Here is a 15,797-nt window from a genome sequence, read left to right on the forward strand (position 1 = left end):
AGCATGGGCCGCGAACCGGGGTCATCGTGGAAGAAAACCCATGCTCCGCTGCGGCCGGAATTTTTGTGCGCGCGAGTGTATACAAAAAGCTGGCTTACGGCCCGCGCGCTGCTTCCAGCGTTTGCAATAACTGTGCCGCCACCGCCACGGCGATCACCTCGGGCTCCTTGCCGTGGATGCCGGGCACGCCGATGGGGCAGGTCACGTGCTGCAGTTCTGCCTCGGTGAAGCCGCGGGCCAGCAGGCGGCTGCGGAAGGTGGCCCATTTGGTTTTGCTGCCGATCAGGCCGATGAAAGGCAGGTCGCCGCGGCTGCGCTGGCGCTGCAGGCAGGCGGCGACCACGTCCAGGTCCTCGGCATGGCTGAAGCTCATGATCAGCACCCGCGATTGCGGCGCCAGGCCGGGCACGGCGGCATGGACGGGGTCGGAATGCTCGCAGACGAGGTCGCCGTCGCCCTGGGCCACGTCCAGCGGGAAGATCTCGTCGCGGCTGTCGATCCAGCTCAGCGAGAAGGGCAGCGCGGCCAGCACCCGCGCCAGGGCGGCTCCGACATGGCCGCCGCCGAACAGGGCCACGGGCACCTGCCGGCCGGCCAGGCGCGAGCGCAAAGCCGGGATGTCGTCCTGCCCGACGGCGGTGTAGCGCAGGAAGACCACGCCGCCGCAGCACTGGCCGAGCGAGGGGCCCAGGGCGTAGCGCCGCAGCGGCTCGCCCGCCGGGCCGCCGTCCAGCAGGCGCCGCGCTTCGGCGATGGCATCGAATTCGAGCCGCCCTCCGCCGATGGTGGCCACGGTGCGGTCGGCGAAGACGGCCATCCAGGTGCCGGCCTCGCGCGGCGCCGATCCCTGGGTGGATTCGACCTCGACCAGCACCGCCCTTTCATCCACCAGGGCCGACAGCAGGCGGCGCAGCGCGCTCATGCGGGCAAGCCCCTGCCCGACAGGGCCTTCGACTGCTGCCACACTAGCCGCCTATGTCCGTACCCCGTTCGCTGCTCCGCCGCATCGCCGCGCTGTTCGGCGGCATCGCCGCCCTGCTCGCGTCCTGCCGCTCCGCCCCGCCCGACCTGGTGCCGCCGGCCGCCACCGACCAGCCGGCGCCGGCGGTGATAGGCCCCATCCCCGGCAACAAGGGATCGGCCCGCATCTCCGCGGCCACCACCGAACGCGCCTACCGGCAGGACGGCGCCTCGCACCTCTACGGCCTGAACGCCGAACGCATCTACAAGGGGCAGCTGCCGCCGCTGCTCTACGCCATCGGCACCTTGCAGGTGCATCTGGACGCCACCGGCCGGGTCACCGGCCTGAGCTGGATGCGGGCGCCGCGCCATGCGCCGGAAGTCATCAAGGAGATCGAGGCGACCGTGCGCCGCGCCTCGCCCTTTCCCGCGCCGGCGCGTATCGGCCGCATGACCTATACCGACACCTGGCTCTGGGACAAGAGCGGCAAGTTCCAGCTCGATACCCTGACCGAAGGCCAACGCTAGTCCCCTGCCCGCTTCAGGAGCCGCGGTAGGTCGAATAGGCCCAGGGGCTGACCAGCAGCGGCACGTGGTAGTGCTGGGCGGCATCGGCCACGCCGAAATCGAGCTGGACCCTGCCCAGGAAACTGGGCTGCGGCAGCGCCACGCCGCGCGCCGCGAAATACGCCGCCACCTCGAAGACCAGGCGGTAGGTGCCGGTGCGCAGGGAGTCGGCATCGAACAGCGGCGTGGCGGTGCGGCCGTCCGCGTTGAGGGTGTGGCGCTGCAGCAGCGTGGCCTGGTCGCCTTCGGTGCGGTACAGCGTCACCGCCATGCCTTCGGCCGGGCAGCCGTGCATGGTGTCGAGAACGTGGGTGCTGAGGCCCATCGGAATGCTCCTTGCTTGTATCGAATCCCATACCGTAACCGCCTGGAGAGCCTGCTCTCCGCGGCACTCACGGTCGACCAAAAGTGTATACACTTTTAACTTCCTGCCAGGACAGATCCTCACCTTCATGCAGACCACCCCCACCGGCTCCACGACCGCCGCGATCGTCGAATCGCTCACCCGGGCCATCGTGGAGCACCGGCTCCATCCGGGCGCCAAGCTGGCCGAGCAGAAGCTGGCCGACCATTTCGGCGTGTCCCGCACCCTGGTGAGGCAAGCTTTGTTCCAGCTCGCGCAGAACCGCCTGGTGCGGCTGGAGCCTGCGCGCGGGGCCTTCGTCTCGGCGCCGTCTGCCGACGAGGCCCGCCAGGTCTTCGCGGTGCGCCGCATGCTCGAAGCGGGCATGGCGCGCGATTTCGTGCGCGGCTCCACCCCCGCCCGCATCAAGGCCCTGAAGCAGCATGTGGCGCTGGAAAAGGCCGCCGTCGAACGCGAGGACGTGGCCGACCGCACCGCCCTGCTGGGCGACTTCCATGTGCGCATGGCCGAGCTGATGGGCAACACCGTGCTGGCGCAGCTGCTCGACGACCTGATCTCGCGCTGCGCCCTCATCACCCTGATGTACCAGTCCTCCGCCGCCGCCACCCATTCCTACGAGGAGCATGCCGAGATCGTGAAGGCCCTGGCCGCACGCGACGGCGAGCTGGCCGCGCGGCTGATGGACGAACACCTGCGGCATGTCGAGGAGAACCTGGCCTTCGACCGCCGCCCGCCGAGCAACGACATCGCCAAGGCGCTCGCCGCCTGAGCCCCGCACCACGACCATGGCCCAGAACTTCGACACCACCCTGCCCTATCCCCGCGACCTGGTCGGCTACGGCCGCAACCCGCCGCAGGCCCGCTGGCCCGGCAAGGCACGCATCGCCGTGCAGTTCGTGCTGAACTACGAGGAAGGCGGCGAGAACGCCACGCTGCACGGCGACCCCGGCTCCGAGCAGTTCCTCTCCGAGATGTTCAACCCGGCCTCCTATCCGGACCGGCACCTGAGCATGGAGAGCATCTACGAATACGGCTCGCGTGTGGGCGTGTGGCGCATCCTGCGCGAGTTCGAGAAACGCGGCCTGCCGCTGACCGTGTTCGGCGTGGGCATGGCCCTGCAGCGCCATCCGGAGCTGGCGCGTGCCTTCGGCGAGCTGGGCCACGAGATCGCCTGCCACGGCTGGCGCTGGATCCACTACCAGGGCATGGACGAGGCGCAGGAGCGCGAACACATGCGCCTGGGCCTGGACGCCATCGAGCAGCTCACCGGCACCCGCCCCCTGGGCTGGTACACCGGCCGCGACAGCCCCAACACCCGCCGCCTGCTGGCCGACGAGGGCAGCACGCTCTACGACAGCGACAACTATGGCGACGACCTGCCCTTCTGGATGAAGGTGGCGCGCAGCGACGGCCGGGTGGTGCCGCGCCTCGTCCTGCCCTACACCCTCGACACCAACGACATGCGTTTCGCCATGCCCCAGGGCTTCGTGCAGGCCGAGGATTTCTTCATCTACCTGCGCGACAGCTTCGATGCGCTCTACGCCGAGGGCGCCGAGACGCCGCGCATGCTCAGCATCGGCATGCACTGCCGGCTGCTGGGCCGGCCGGGCCGGCTGGTGGCGCTGCAGAAGTTCCTCGACCACATCGCCAGGCATGACCGCGTCTGGGTCTGCCGCCGCCTCGACATCGCCCGCCACTGGATGGCCGAACACCCCTACCAGGAGGCTGCATCGTGAGCATGCTGACCCTTGAACAGATCAACGCCGCCACCCCCGCCGAAGCGGCCATCCTGCTCGACGGGCTGTACGAACATTCGCCCTGGATCGTGGAGCGCACCGTGGCGCGCGCCGCGCCCTTCGCCTCGCTGGTGCAGTTCAAGCATGCGTTGACGCAGACCGTGTCCTCGTCCTCGCTGGACGAGCAACTGGCCCTGATCCGCGCCCATCCCGAGCTGGCCGGCAAGGCCATGGTGACCCGCACGCTCACCGCCGAATCGACCGGCGAACAGGCGCGCGCCGGCCTGACCGACTGCACGCCGGAGGAGTTCGCGCGCATCCAGCAGCTCAACGCCGACTACAACGCCAGGTTCGGCTTTCCCTTTATGCTGGCCGTGCGCGGGCCGCGCGGCACGGGCCTCTCGCGCCAGCAGATCATCGACACCTTCGCCCGGCGCCTGGCCCACCATCCGGACTTCGAGCGCGAGGAGGCCCTGCGTAATGTGCACCGCGTGGCCGAGATCCGCCTGGCCGACAAGTTCGGCATGCAGCCGGTACTGGGCAACGAGGTCTGGGACTGGCAGGAGCGCCTGGCCGAGGAGAGCGACCCCGGCTTCAAGGAGCAGGGCCAGCTCACCGTCACCTACCTCACCGCCGCCCACCGCGCCTGCGCGCGGCGCATCGTGCAGGACATGCAGGAAGCCGGCTGCGACCGCGTGACGATCGACGCGGTCGGCAACGTGGTCGGCCGCTACGAGGCCAGCCGGCCCGATGCGCCCGCCCTGCTGACCGGCTCCCACTACGACACGGTGAGGAACGGCGGCAAGTACGACGGCCGGCTCGGCATCTATGTGCCGCTGGCCTGCGTCAAACAGCTGCACGCCGCCGGCACACGCCTGCCCTTCGGCATCGAGATCGTGGCCTTCGCCGAGGAGGAAGGCCAGCGCTACAAGGCGACCTTCCTCGGGTCCGGCGCGCTGGTCGGCCACTTCAATCCCGAATGGCTGGACCAGCAGGACGCAGACGGCATCCCCATGCGCCAGGCCATGGCCGAGGCCGGCCTGCGTTTCGAGGACATCCCCGCGCTGCAGCGCGATCCGGAGCGCTACCTGGGCTTCGTGGAAGTGCACATCGAACAGGGGCCGGTGCTCAACGAGCTGAACCTGCCGCTTGGCATCGTCACCTCGATCAACGGCGGCCTGCGTTACCTGGGCGAATACACCGGCATGGCCAGCCATGCCGGCACCACGCCGATGAACCGCCGGCGCGATGCCGCCACGGCCGCGGCCGAGCTGGCCCTGTACCTGGAAAAACGCGCGGCGCAGGACGGCGATTCCGTCGCCACCATGGGCCAGCTGCAGGTGCCGGCCGGCTCCATCAACGTGGTGCCGGGCCGCTGCCGCTTCAGCCTGGACCTGCGGGCGCCCACCGATCCGCAGCGCGACGCGCTGGTGGCCGATGTGCTGGAAGAAGCCCGGGCCATCGCGGCGCGGCGCGGTGTGTCGCTGCAGCTGGAGGAAGCCATGCGTGCCTCGGCCGCGCCCAGCGCGCCGGCCTGGCAGCAGCGCTGGGAACGGGCCGTGGAAGCCCTGGGCCTGCCCCTGTTCCGCATGCCCAGCGGCGCCGGCCACGACGCGATGAAGCTGCACCTGGTGATGCCGCAAGCCATGCTCTTCGTGCGCGGCGAGAACGCCGGCATCAGCCACAACCCGCTGGAAAGCACCACCAGCCACGACATGGAGCTGGCCGTGCTGGCCTTCGGCCATCTGCTCTCGGGCCTGGCCGCCGACGCGACCTGAGCCTGCCTCCTCACCGACTGCCTTCGATGTCCGACCAATCTCCCGATCACGCCCCCGACTACGCCCGCCTCGACGCCTGGATCGACACCCACTTCGACGAGGAAGTGGCCTTTCTGCAAGCCCTGGTCCGCGTGCCCACCGACACGCCGCCGGGCAACAACGCGCCGCATGCCGAACGCACGGCCGAACTGCTGCAGGCCTTCGGTTTCGAGGCCGAACGCCATGCGGTGCCGGCCGAGGAAGTGCAGGCCGCCGGCATGCAGTCGATCACCAACCTGATCGTCCGCCGTGCCTACGGCGCGGGCGGCCCGACCATCGCCCTCAACGCCCACGGCGACGTGGTGCCGCCGGGCGATGGCTGGACGCATGACCCCTACGGCGCCGAGATCGTCGACGGCAAGCTCTACGGCCGTGCATCGGCGGTCAGCAAGAGCGACTTCGCCAGCTTCAGTTTCGCGGTGCGGGCGCTCGAATCGCTGGGCGCGCCGCTGGCCGGCGCGGTCGAACTGCACTTCACCTACGATGAGGAATTCGGCGGCGAACTCGGCCCCGGCTGGCTGCTGAAGAAGGGCCTGACCCGGCCCGACCTGCTGATCGCCGCCGGCTTCAGCCACGAGGTGGTCACCGGCCACAACGGCTGCCTGCAGATGGAGGTGACGGTGCATGGCCGCATGGCCCATGCCGCCGTGCCGCATACCGGCATCGATGCGCTGCAGGGCGCGGTGGCGGTGCTCAATGCGCTGTATGCGCAGAACGCGCTCTACCGGCAGGTCACCTCGGATGTCGAAGGCATCGAGCATCCCTACCTGAACGTGGGCCGCATCGAAGGCGGCACCAATACCAATGTGGTGCCGGGCAAGGTCGTGCTCAAGCTCGACCGCCGCATGATCCCCGAGGAAGACCCGGCCACCGTCGAGGCCGACATCCGCCGCGTGATCGCCGAGGCCGCGGCCAGCGTGCCCGGCATCACGGTGGACCTGCGGCGCCTGCTGCTGGCCCGCTCGATGCGGCCGCTGCCGGGCAACCGGCCGCTGGTCGAAGCCATCCAGCGTCATGGCCAAGAGGTGCTGGGCGAGGCCATTCCCGCCATGGGCACGCCCCTCTACACCGATGTGCGCCTGTACGCCGAGGCCGGCATCCCCGGCGTGATCTTCGGCGCCGGCCCGCGCACCGTGCTGGAGTCCAACGCCAAGCGCGCCGACGAACACCTGGACCTGCAAGACCTGCGCGCCGCCACCAAGGTCATCGCCCGCACCCTGCGCGATCTGCTGACGGCCGGCTGACCTTTCGCGCGCGTCGGCATCCGCCGATAAGCGGGGTAGGAATCGCGCAACACCGGCCGCCGGTCCATGGACGCATGGCACGCCTTGTGCTGCAATGAATCCGTCATGGCTCAGCGAACAAGGAGTGCACGATGGATACCCGTCAACTCACAGCGACCAGCTCCTTTGTGCTGCCGGTCGCCCAGGTCCGCAGCGTGTTCGACCCCAACGAGGTCGAACGCAGGCTCGACAAGCTGCACGGCATGAACGGCGATCCGCGCGAGCATGAAAGCCTGCGCAACACCTACGAGCGCATGCTCGAACGGGGGCCGCAGCGCTTTCATGTGAAGCCCGCCGGCATCCCCGACATGGCCAGCCTCTACGACGATCTCCCCAACTTCACCGAGGTGCTCGACGACGTGCGCCGCCATGTCGCCCTGGCCCAGGACAGCCGCGACGGCCTGGAGGTCACGCCCATGCTGCTGCTCGGCCCGCCGGGCGTGGGCAAGACCCATTTCGCGCGTGCCCTGGCCGACCTGATCGGCACCGGCATGAACCTGGTGCCCATGGGTTCGATGACGGCCGGCTGGCTGCTCTCGGGCTCGGCCTCGCAATGGAAGGGCGCGCGGCCGGGCAAGGTGTTCGAGGCGCTGATCGACGGCCAGTACGCCAATCCGGTGATCGTGGTCGACGAGATCGACAAGGCCAGCAGCGACGCGCAGTACGACCCGCTGGGCGCCCTCTACGGCCTGCTGGAGCACGACACCGCCGGCGCCTTCGTCGACGAGTTCGCCGAGGTGCCCATCGATGCCAGCCAGGTGGTGTGGATCACCACGGCTAACGACACCCGCGGCATTCCGGACCCCATCCTCAACCGCATGAACGTGTTCGAGGTGCCGGCGCCCACGGCCGAGCAGGCGCGCCACATCGCGCGGCGGCTCTACCAGACCATCCGGGCCGCGCACGACTGGGGCCGGCGCTTCGACGAGGAGCCGGGCGAGATGCTGCTGGAGCGCCTCTCGGCCCTGGCGCCGCGCGAGATGCGGCGGGCGCTGATGGTGGCCTTCGGCAACGCGCGGCTCGACGGCCGCAGCGCCCTGGGCTCGGCCGACCTGCCGCGCGGCGCCAGCGCACGCAGCCGCATCGGTTTCATGAACTGAGCCCCCGGGCAGGGACACGAGCGGCGAGAATGCCGGGCTCATGTCCCTGTCCACCAGCCTGCTGCTCATCGTCCTGCTGATCGCCGCCAGCGCGTTTTTCTCCGTCGCGGAGATCTCGCTGGCCGCCTCGCGCCGCCTGCGCCTGAGGCAGCTCGCCGACGAGGGTGAGGCGCGCGCCGAGCGGGTGATGCGCATCCAGGAGCAGCCCGGCCCCTACTTCACCGTGGTGCAGATCGGCCAGAACGCCATCGCCATCCTGGGCGGCATCGTGGGCGAGGGTGCGCTGAGCCCGGCCTTCACCCAGCTCTTCTCGATCGGCCTGGGCGCGGAAGCGGCGGCATCGGCGGGTTTCCTGGCCTCCTTCCTGGTGGTGACCTCGCTCTTCATCCTGTTCGCCGACCTGTTTCCCAAACGCCTGGGCATGACCGCGCCCGAGCGCCTGGCGGTGAAGGTGGTACGGCCGATGAAGCTGTTGATGCGGGTGTTCGCGCCGCTGGCCTGGATCTACGCCAAGGCGGCCGACGGCCTGTTCGCCCTCTTCGGACTGCCGCAGCAGCGCGACGACAAGGTCACCTACGAAGACATCCTGGCCATGACCGAGGCGGGGGCCCTGGCCGGCGTGCTGGCGGCCGGCGAGCAGCAGCTGATCGCCAATGTGTTCGAGCTGGACACCCGGGTGATCTCCAGCGCCATGACGCAGCGCGACCGCATCGCCTTCTTCCGCCGCGACGATCCGGATTCGGTGATCCGCCTGCGCATCGCCGCCGAGCCCTTCAGCACCTATCCGGTGTGCGACGGCGACATCGACCAGGTCATCGGCTATGTGGACGCCAAGGACCTGTTCCAGCGGGTGCTGAACAACCAGCCGATCTCGCTGGCCGATGACGCCCTGGTGCGCAAGGTGCTGATCGTGCCCGACCGGCTGACCCTGGCCGAGGTGCTGGAGCAGTTCCGCCTGGTCGGCGAGGACTTCGCGGTGATCGTCAACGAATACAGCCTGGTCGTCGGCGTGGTGACGCTGAACGACGTGATGAGCACCGTGATGGGCGACCTGATCTCGCCGCTGGACGAGGAGCAGATCGTGCGGCGCGACGAGAACTCCTGGCTGATCGACGGCGTGACGCCCATCCAGGACGTGATGCACGCGCTGGATCTGGAATCATTGCCGCACCAGGGCGAGTACGAGACCCTGGCCGGCTTCATGATGGTGATGCTGCGCCGCGTGCCCAGGCGAACCGACAGCGTGAGCTGGGGCGGATACAAGTTCGAGGTGCTGGACGTGGACAGCTTCCGCATCGACCAGGTCATGGTGGCGCGGCTGCCCGCTTAACGCTCCTAGCCGGCCTTCTTGTGGGCCTTGGCGGCCTTGGTGGTCTTGGCCGACTCCTTGAAGGCCTTGGCGCTGGGCGCTCCCTCGCTGCCGGGCTTGCGCATCTTCTCGCCGCTGCCGTGGGCGATGCGTTCCTGCTTGGCGTGGATGTTGGCGTAAAGGCCGGGCTTCTTTTTCGCGGGCATGGCGGGCTCCTGATGGATGGCAGGCCAGTCTGCGGGCCGTGCCTCAGGCGGGCTTGTCGGCGAAGACCCATCGCTTCTGCGCGCCGAAAACCGCATCGGGATACGGCGCCCGCCCCCGGCTGCCGTTGTAGCGGCCCAGGGCCATGAACATGTCGCCGCGCTCGCGCTCCAGGTAGAAACGCAGGATCACGCAGCCGAAGCGCAGATTGGTCTGCATGTGGAACAGGCGCTCCGGCTCGCCGTTGCCGATGGTGCGCATCCAGAAGGGCATCACCTGCATGAAGCCGCGCGCGCCCACGCTGGACACGGCGAACTTGCGAAAGCCGCTCTCCACCTGCACCAGGCCCAGCACCAGCGATTCCTCCAGGCCGGCGCGGTGCGCCTCGTACCAGAGGGTCTGCAGGAATTCGTGGCGGGTGGGGCCGTCGGCCATCCTGGGCCGCAGGCGTTCGGACATGGCCGTCAGCCAGCGCAGATAGGCCAGGCGCCGGGCCGTGTCGCGGAACTCGGGGATGGGCGGCGCGCTGTCGCCCACCGAGGCGCTGAGCGCGGTGCGCACCGCGTCGGCCAGGGGCTCCTCCAGCTGCGCGCCGGCCCGGGCGGCTTGCCAGGGCGCGGCCAGCAGGCAGGCGCCGCCGCCGGCCAGCCAGCGGCGCCGGTCCATGGTCACAGGACGATGCGGCCCTTCACATGGGCCGCTGCGTCGGCCAGCGCGATCTTGCTGGCTTCGGTGTCGCGGCGGTGCTGGTACTCCACCGTGCCTTCCTTCAGGCCGCGGTCAGACAGCACCACGCGGTGCGGCACGCCGATCAGCTCCCAGTCGGCGAACATCGCGCCGGGGCGCTCGCCGCGGTCGTCCAGCAGCACGTCGATGCCGGCGGCCTGCAGCTCGGCGTAGAGCTGTTCGGCGGCCTGGCGCACGGCCTCGCTGCGGTCCATTCCGATGGGGCAGATCACCGCCGTGAAGGGCGCGATCGCATCGGGCCAGACGATGCCGCGCTCGTCGTGGTTCTGCTCGATGGCCGCGGCGGGCAGGCGGGTCACGCCGATGCCGTAGCAGCCCATCTCGAAGTGGCGCGGCTTGCCGTCCTCGTCGAGGAAGGTGGCGCTCATGGCCTTGCTGTACTTGGTGCCGAGGTAGAAGACATGGCCGACCTCGATGCCGCGTTCGATGGCCAGCGCGCCCTTGCCGTCCGGCGAGGCGTCGCCGTCGACCACGTTGCGGATGTCGGCCACGAAGTCGGGCTCGGGCAGGTCGCGGCCCCAGTTGATGCCGGTGACGTGGAAGTCGGCTTCGTTGGCGCCGGCGATCCAGTCGGCCATCAGGGCGACCTCGCGGTCGGCGACGATCTTCAGCGGCAACTTCAGGCCGACCGGGCCCAGGTAGCCGGGCTTGGTGCCGAAGTGGGCGTCGATCTCGGCCAGGCTGGCGAAGCGGAAACCGCCGCCCAGGCCGGGCAGCTTGCCGACCTTCACTTCGTTCATGTCGTGGTCGCCGCGCAGCAGCAGCAGCCAGACTTCCGAACCCTTGATCTCGCCCTGGTCGTCCAGCACGTCGGTGGCCAGCACGATGGACTTGACGGTGCGCTTGATGTCCAGATTCAGCAGCGCGGCCACGTCGGCGCAGGTGCTCTTGCCGGGCGTGGCGACCTTTTCCATGGCCTGGGCGGGCGCCGGACGGGCATGGGTGGGCGCCAGGGCTTCGGCCTTCTCGATGTTGGCCGCGTAGTCGCTCTGCGGGCAGTAGACGATGGCGTCCTCGCCGGTGGCGGCGATCACCTGGAACTCTTCCGACAGGTCGCCGCCGATGGCGCCGCTGTCGGCCGCCACGGCGCGGTAGCGCAGGCCGAAGCGGTCGAAGATGCGGCGGTAGGCCGCGGCCATGTTCTGGTAGCTGGCCTGGGCGGCTTCGGGGCTGCGGTCGAAGCTGTAGGCGTCCTTCATGATGAACTCGCGGCCGCGCATCAGGCCGAAGCGCGGGCGGCGCTCGTCACGGAACTTGGTCTGGATCTGGTAGAGGTTCTTGGGCAGCTGCTTGTAGCTGCGGAACTCCTGGCGGGCGATGTCGGTGACGACCTCCTCGCTGGTCGGCTGCACGACGAAGTCGCGGCCATGCCGGTCGCGGATGCGCAGCAGCTCGGGACCCATCTTCTCGAAGCGGCCGGTTTCCTGCCAGTACTCGGCCGGCTGCACCACCGGCATGGCGACCTCGACGGCGCCGGCGCGGTTCATCTCCTCGCGCACGATGGCCTCCACCTTGCGGATCACCCGCAGGCCCATGGGCATGTAGTTGTAGATGCCGGCGCCGAGCTTCTTGATCATGCCGGCGCGCATCATCAGCCGGTGGCTGGCCACCTCGGCATCGGCAGGCGCTTCTTTGAGGGTCGAGACGAGGAAGGAGGAGGCTTTCATGGGGCGTGCGGGCGGTCTGGCGGACGGTCTGGCAAGAGACGGGAGCAGTCGGGAGCAGGCGCGAAATGGCGCACGAAACAGGCCGTCGCAGGCCTTCGCTGACTGAGTACTTCCCTGCTGATTCACGCGCAGAACGCGCGTGCATAATGGTCTCAGTTCACAAAATTGGGGTTTGATTATGCTTGACCGGGAAGGCTTCAGGCCCAACGTCGGCATCATCCTGCTCAACCAGCGCAACCAGGTTTTCTGGGGCAAACGCATACGCACGCACAGCTGGCAGTTCCCACAAGGCGGCATAGATCGCGGCGAGACACCGGAACAGGCCATGTTCCGCGAATTGCATGAGGAAGTCGGACTGCGTCCGGAGCATGTGCGGGTCGTCGCCCGCACCCGCGACTGGTTGCGCTACGAGGTGCCGGATCGATTCATCAGGCGCGACGCGCGCGGACACTACAAGGGCCAGAAACAGATCTGGTACCTGCTGCAGCTCATGGGCCACGACTGGGACCTGAACCTGCGGGCCACCAACCATCCCGAGTTCGACGCCTGGCGCTGGAACGACTACTGGGTGCCGCTCGATGTCGTGGTCGAGTTCAAGCGCGGCGTCTACGAGATGGCGCTCACCGAACTCGCCCGTTTCCTGCCGCGCCAGGACCCGCGCAACCGCTATCTGCGCAGCAGCATGCGGCCGCCGCGCGAAGGCGATATGCACGGCATGCAGCCCGACAACTTCGAGCTGCCACCGGGCGCCACCTTCGATCCCGACCCTTCCGGCGCCCCGGTGCCGGCCCAGGGCCTTCTGCTGGAGCCGCGCCATGCGCCGCGCTGATTCGTTTCCCATGCCCCAACGTTTTTCCCGCCTCGCCGCGGCCTGCGGGCTGTCGGCCCTGATGCTGGCCGGCGCCGCCCATGCCGGCCTGCTGTTCGACGACAAGGAAAACGCCAAGCCCGAATTGGCGGCGCCCGTGCCGCCGCCCTTCAATCCCGACAAGACCATCGCCGTGGATGCCCGCGTGGGCCGCTCGCTCGATGTCGGCATCGATCCGGACACCCTCACCTCCGACAGCGACGGCGTGGTGCGCTACGTGATGGTGGCCCGCACCTCCAGCGGCGCGATCACCGCGACCTACGAAGGCGTGCGCTGCTCGACCGCCGAGGTCAAGCAGTACGCCCGCCACTACCGCGACGGCGACTGGCAGCCGGTGGCCGAACCCCGGTGGCAGTCGCTGTTTTCCGGCGGCTCGGTCAATTACTCGCTGATGGCCGCCAAGGCCGGCGTCTGCCAGGACGCATCGAGCGGCGGGAGCAAGCAGCGCATCCTGCAGAACCTGCAGAACGATGTGATGCGCAACATGCCCTGAGCGCGGCGCGGCTCAGGCCAGCGCGCGGCTGGTCAGCACCAGGTTGTCGCGGTGGACCATCTCGGGCTCCGCCGCATATCCCAGCAGCCGCTCGATCTCGGCCGAGGCCTTGCGGCACAGCAGGCGCGCCTCGGCGCTGGCGTAGTTGGCCAGGCCCCGCGCCACTTCCAAACCCTCACCGTCCAGGATGGCGATCACGTCGCCGCGCGAGAACTCGCCCTCGACAGCCACCATGCCGATCGGCAGCAGGCTGGCCGTGCCGGCGCGCAGGCGGCTGGCGGCGCCGTCGTCCACGGCCACCGAACCGCGCAGCTGCAGGTGGTCGGCGATCCACTGCTTGCGCGCCTGCTGCTTGGCCGTCTGGGCCAGCAGCACCGTGCCGATCGGCTCGCCGGCCACCAGGCGCAGCAAGGCGTCGGGCTCACGGCCCCAGGCGATGACGGTGGAGGCGCCCGAGCCTGCCGCCCGTCGCGCCGCCAGGATCTTGGTCAGCATGCCGCCCCGCCCCAGCGCGCTGCCGGCGCCGCCGGCCATGGCTTCCAGCGCCGGGTCGCCCGCCCGCGCCTCGTGCACGAAGCTGGCGGCCGGATCCTTGCGCGGATCGGCGGTGTAGAGGCCCTTCTGGTCGGTCAGGATGACCAGCAGATCGGCCTCGATCAGGTTGGCGACCAGGGCACCGAGCGTGTCGTTGTCGCCAAACTTGATCTCGTCGTTGACCACCGTGTCGTTCTCGTTGATCACCGGCACCACGCCGAGCTTGAGCAGGGTCAGCAGCGTGGAGCGGGCATTGAGATAACGCTCGCGGTCGGCCAGGTCGGCATGGGTCAGCAGGATCTGCGCGCTGCCGATGCCGCTGTCGCGCAGCAAGGTCTCGTACATCTGCGCCAGGCCCATCTGGCCGACGGCGGCGGCGGCCTGCAGCTCGTTGATGGCGGTCGGGCGGCTGCCCCAGCCCAGGCGCTTCATGCCCTCGGCGATGGCGCCGCTGGAGACCATCACCACCTCGCGTTTGACGCCGCCCTCCAGCCCGTTCACCAGGGCCGCCAGCTGGCGGCACCATTCGCCGATGGCGGCGGCATCGAGCCCGCGGCCCTCGTTGGTCACCAGGCTGGAGCCCACCTTGACCACGATGCGCCGCGCACCGCGCAGCATCGCGGCGGATGCGTTGGTCGTGATCATGGTCATCGGCGCGGCACTCCGTCTGCTCAGTCGTTGCGGTCTTCTGGGGCCGGGGTTTCCCGGGCTTCGTCGAAACGCGGATCCACATCCACCGGCGGCTGCGCGGCCTTCTGCTCGGCCTCGACATGGCGGAAGATGGCCTGGATCAGCGGCTCGCAACCCTCGCGTGTCAGCGCCGAGATCTCGAAGACCGGGCCCTTCCAGCGCAGGCGCTTGACGAAGTCCTTGACCAGCGCGGCGCGGTCGTCCTTGGCCACCATGTCGAGCTTGTTGAGCACCAGCCAGCGCGGCTTGTCGAACAGGGCCTTGTCGTACTTCTTCAGCTCGCCGACGATGGCCTTGGCCTGCGCGACCGGATCGACCGAATCGTCGAAGGGCGCCATGTCGATCACATGCAGCAGCAGCCGGGTGCGCTGCAGATGGCGCAGGAACAGGTGGCCCAGGCCCGCGCCTTCGGAGGCGCCTTCGATCAGGCCGGGAATGTCGGCGATCACGAAGCTCTGCTCGGGCCCGACACGCACCACGCCCAGGTTGGGATGCAGGGTGGTGAAGGGATAGTCGGCGATCTTCGGCCGGGCGTTGGAGACCGCGGTGATCAGCGTCGACTTGCCGGCGTTCGGCATGCCCAGCAGGCCCACATCGGCCAGTACCTTCAGTTCGAGCTTGAGGCTCTTGCGCTCGCCCGGATGGCCCAGCGTCTTCTGCCGGGGCGCACGGTTGATGGCGCTCTTGAAACGCAGGTTGCCGAAGCCGCCGTCGCCGCCGCGCGCCAGGGTGATGACCTCGTCGGGCACCAGCAGTTCGTAGAGCACGTCGCCGGTTTCCGCGTCGCTGATGATGGTGCCCACGGGCACCTTCAGCGTGACGTCCTCGCCGGCGGCGCCGAACATGTCCGAGCCCATGCCGTGTTGCCCGCGCTTGGCCTCGTGGCGGCGCGAGAAACGGAAATCGACCAGGGTGTTCAGATTGACGTCCGCCACCAGGAACACATGGCCGCCTCGGCCGCCGTCGCCGCCGTTGGGGCCGCCGAATTCCTTGAATTTTTCGTGCCGGAAGGACACGCAGCCGTTACCGCCATCGCCTGCCGCGACATCGATGAAGGCTTCGTCGACGAATTTCATGGGATCTCCTGTCTAGGGAAACAGCGAGCGGCGTACATCACGGACAAGCTGCGGCCGGATTCGGCCAGAAAGCACAAAGCCCCGACCAGCGGGGCTTCGCGGGGTCAGCGACAACCGAGCCTTAGGCTGCGGGCGTCACGAAAACCGTCTGCTTGCTCGCTGCACCCTTGATGGCGAACGACACGTGGCCGTCAACCAGGGCGAACAGCGTGTGGTCCTTGCCCACGCCGACATTGGTGCCGGCATGGAAACGCGTACCACGCTGGCGCACGATGATGGCGCCGGCAGTGATGAGTTCACCGCCGAAAGCCTTCACGCCGAGCATCTTGGGCTTGGAATCGCGCCCGTTTCGCGTAGAGCCGCCGCCTTTTTTCTGTGCCAT

17 protein-coding genes are annotated in these 15,797 nt (G+C 69.0%); 9 read left to right on the top strand and 8 right to left on the bottom strand.

What is annotated here, in order from left to right; genetic code table 11:
* Positions 1 to 94 precede the first annotated feature (94 nt).
* Positions 95 to 922: a xanthine dehydrogenase accessory protein XdhC gene (gene xdhC / locus GT347_RS09020; RefSeq protein ID WP_160551636.1), complete on the bottom strand. Its 828-nt coding sequence runs from the start codon at positions 920 to 922 to the stop codon at positions 95 to 97.
* Positions 923 to 975: 53 nt separating this feature from the next.
* On the opposite strand from xdhC, the gene GT347_RS09025 reads away from it, so the two are divergent.
* The gene (locus tag GT347_RS09025; protein WP_160551637.1) at positions 976 to 1,488 is read left to right on the top strand and encodes a hypothetical protein; all 513 of its coding nucleotides are present in this window, start codon (positions 976 to 978) and stop codon (positions 1,486 to 1,488) included.
* 13 nt (positions 1,489 to 1,501) lie between these two features.
* Here GT347_RS09025 and uraH read toward each other — a convergent pair whose 3' ends face one another.
* Positions 1,502 to 1,852 carry a hydroxyisourate hydrolase gene (gene uraH, locus GT347_RS09030; RefSeq protein ID WP_160551638.1) on the bottom strand — a complete coding sequence of 117 codons (351 nt, stop codon included), beginning with the start codon at positions 1,850 to 1,852 and terminating at the stop codon, positions 1,502 to 1,504.
* Positions 1,853 to 1,979: 127 nt separating this feature from the next.
* Here uraH and GT347_RS09035 point away from each other — a divergent pair, with 127 nt between their 5' ends.
* The 6 genes from GT347_RS09035 (at position 1,980) to GT347_RS09060 (ending at position 9,157) form a co-directional block, all read left to right on the top strand.
* Positions 1,980 to 2,660, top strand: coding sequence for a GntR family transcriptional regulator (locus tag GT347_RS09035; RefSeq protein ID WP_160551639.1), 681 nt, complete (start codon positions 1,980 to 1,982; stop codon positions 2,658 to 2,660).
* A gap of 16 nt (positions 2,661 to 2,676) precedes the next feature.
* Positions 2,677 to 3,627 carry an allantoinase PuuE gene (gene puuE, locus GT347_RS09040; protein ID WP_160551640.1) on the top strand — a complete coding sequence of 317 codons (951 nt, stop codon included), beginning with the start codon at positions 2,677 to 2,679 and terminating at the stop codon, positions 3,625 to 3,627.
* Positions 3,628 to 3,629: 2 nt separating this feature from the next.
* Positions 3,630 to 5,405, top strand: coding sequence for a 2-oxo-4-hydroxy-4-carboxy-5-ureidoimidazoline decarboxylase (gene uraD / locus GT347_RS09045; RefSeq protein ID WP_160555278.1), 1,776 nt, complete (start codon positions 3,630 to 3,632; stop codon positions 5,403 to 5,405).
* 26 nt (positions 5,406 to 5,431) lie between these two features.
* On the top strand, positions 5,432 to 6,688 hold the full coding sequence (locus GT347_RS09050) for a M20 family metallopeptidase (protein WP_160551641.1): 1,257 nt from the start codon (positions 5,432 to 5,434) through the stop codon (positions 6,686 to 6,688).
* 131 nt (positions 6,689 to 6,819) lie between these two features.
* Positions 6,820 to 7,827: an AAA family ATPase gene (locus GT347_RS09055; RefSeq protein ID WP_160551642.1), complete on the top strand. Its 1,008-nt coding sequence runs from the start codon at positions 6,820 to 6,822 to the stop codon at positions 7,825 to 7,827.
* Between the two features lie 40 nt (positions 7,828 to 7,867).
* A complete protein-coding gene (locus GT347_RS09060) occupies positions 7,868 to 9,157 on the top strand; it encodes a hemolysin family protein (RefSeq protein WP_160551643.1) in 1,290 nt (429 codons plus the stop codon).
* 5 nt (positions 9,158 to 9,162) lie between these two features.
* On the opposite strand, the gene GT347_RS09065 is transcribed toward GT347_RS09060, so the two are convergent.
* The 3 genes from GT347_RS09065 to GT347_RS09075 are packed head-to-tail and all read right to left on the bottom strand — an operon-like array spanning position 9,163 to position 11,754.
* Positions 9,163 to 9,342 carry a hypothetical protein gene (locus GT347_RS09065; RefSeq protein ID WP_160551644.1) on the bottom strand — a complete coding sequence of 60 codons (180 nt, stop codon included), beginning with the start codon at positions 9,340 to 9,342 and terminating at the stop codon, positions 9,163 to 9,165.
* A gap of 43 nt (positions 9,343 to 9,385) precedes the next feature.
* Positions 9,386 to 10,006 (bottom strand): lytic transglycosylase domain-containing protein, encoded by a 621-nt coding sequence (locus tag GT347_RS09070; protein WP_160551645.1) that lies wholly within the window; start codon positions 10,004 to 10,006, stop codon positions 9,386 to 9,388.
* Positions 10,007 to 10,008: 2 nt separating this feature from the next.
* On the bottom strand, positions 10,009 to 11,754 hold the full coding sequence (locus GT347_RS09075; protein WP_160551646.1) for a proline--tRNA ligase: 1,746 nt from the start codon (positions 11,752 to 11,754) through the stop codon (positions 10,009 to 10,011).
* A 178-nt stretch (positions 11,755 to 11,932) separates the two neighbouring features.
* On the opposite strand from GT347_RS09075, the gene GT347_RS09080 reads away from it, so the two are divergent.
* Positions 11,933 to 12,583 carry an RNA pyrophosphohydrolase gene (locus GT347_RS09080; protein WP_160551647.1) on the top strand — a complete coding sequence of 217 codons (651 nt, stop codon included), beginning with the start codon at positions 11,933 to 11,935 and terminating at the stop codon, positions 12,581 to 12,583.
* 10 nt (positions 12,584 to 12,593) lie between these two features.
* Positions 12,594 to 13,115, top strand: coding sequence for a CNP1-like family protein (locus tag GT347_RS09085; protein WP_229722807.1), 522 nt, complete (start codon positions 12,594 to 12,596; stop codon positions 13,113 to 13,115).
* Between the two features lie 12 nt (positions 13,116 to 13,127).
* On the opposite strand, the gene proB is transcribed toward GT347_RS09085, so the two are convergent.
* The 3 genes from proB to rpmA form a co-directional block, all read right to left on the bottom strand.
* On the bottom strand, positions 13,128 to 14,294 hold the full coding sequence (proB, locus tag GT347_RS09090) for a glutamate 5-kinase (protein ID WP_160555279.1): 1,167 nt from the start codon (positions 14,292 to 14,294) through the stop codon (positions 13,128 to 13,130).
* A gap of 26 nt (positions 14,295 to 14,320) precedes the next feature.
* A complete protein-coding gene (gene cgtA, locus GT347_RS09095) occupies positions 14,321 to 15,415 on the bottom strand; it encodes an Obg family GTPase CgtA (RefSeq protein ID WP_160551649.1) in 1,095 nt (364 codons plus the stop codon).
* Positions 15,416 to 15,536: 121 nt separating this feature from the next.
* A complete protein-coding gene (rpmA, locus tag GT347_RS09100; RefSeq protein ID WP_160551650.1) occupies positions 15,537 to 15,797 on the bottom strand; it encodes a 50S ribosomal protein L27 in 261 nt (86 codons plus the stop codon).

Origin of the sequence: Xylophilus rhododendri, from assembly GCF_009906855.1 — a bacterium.
GTDB classification, from domain to species: Bacteria; Pseudomonadota; Gammaproteobacteria; order Burkholderiales; family Burkholderiaceae_C; genus Xylophilus; species Xylophilus rhododendri.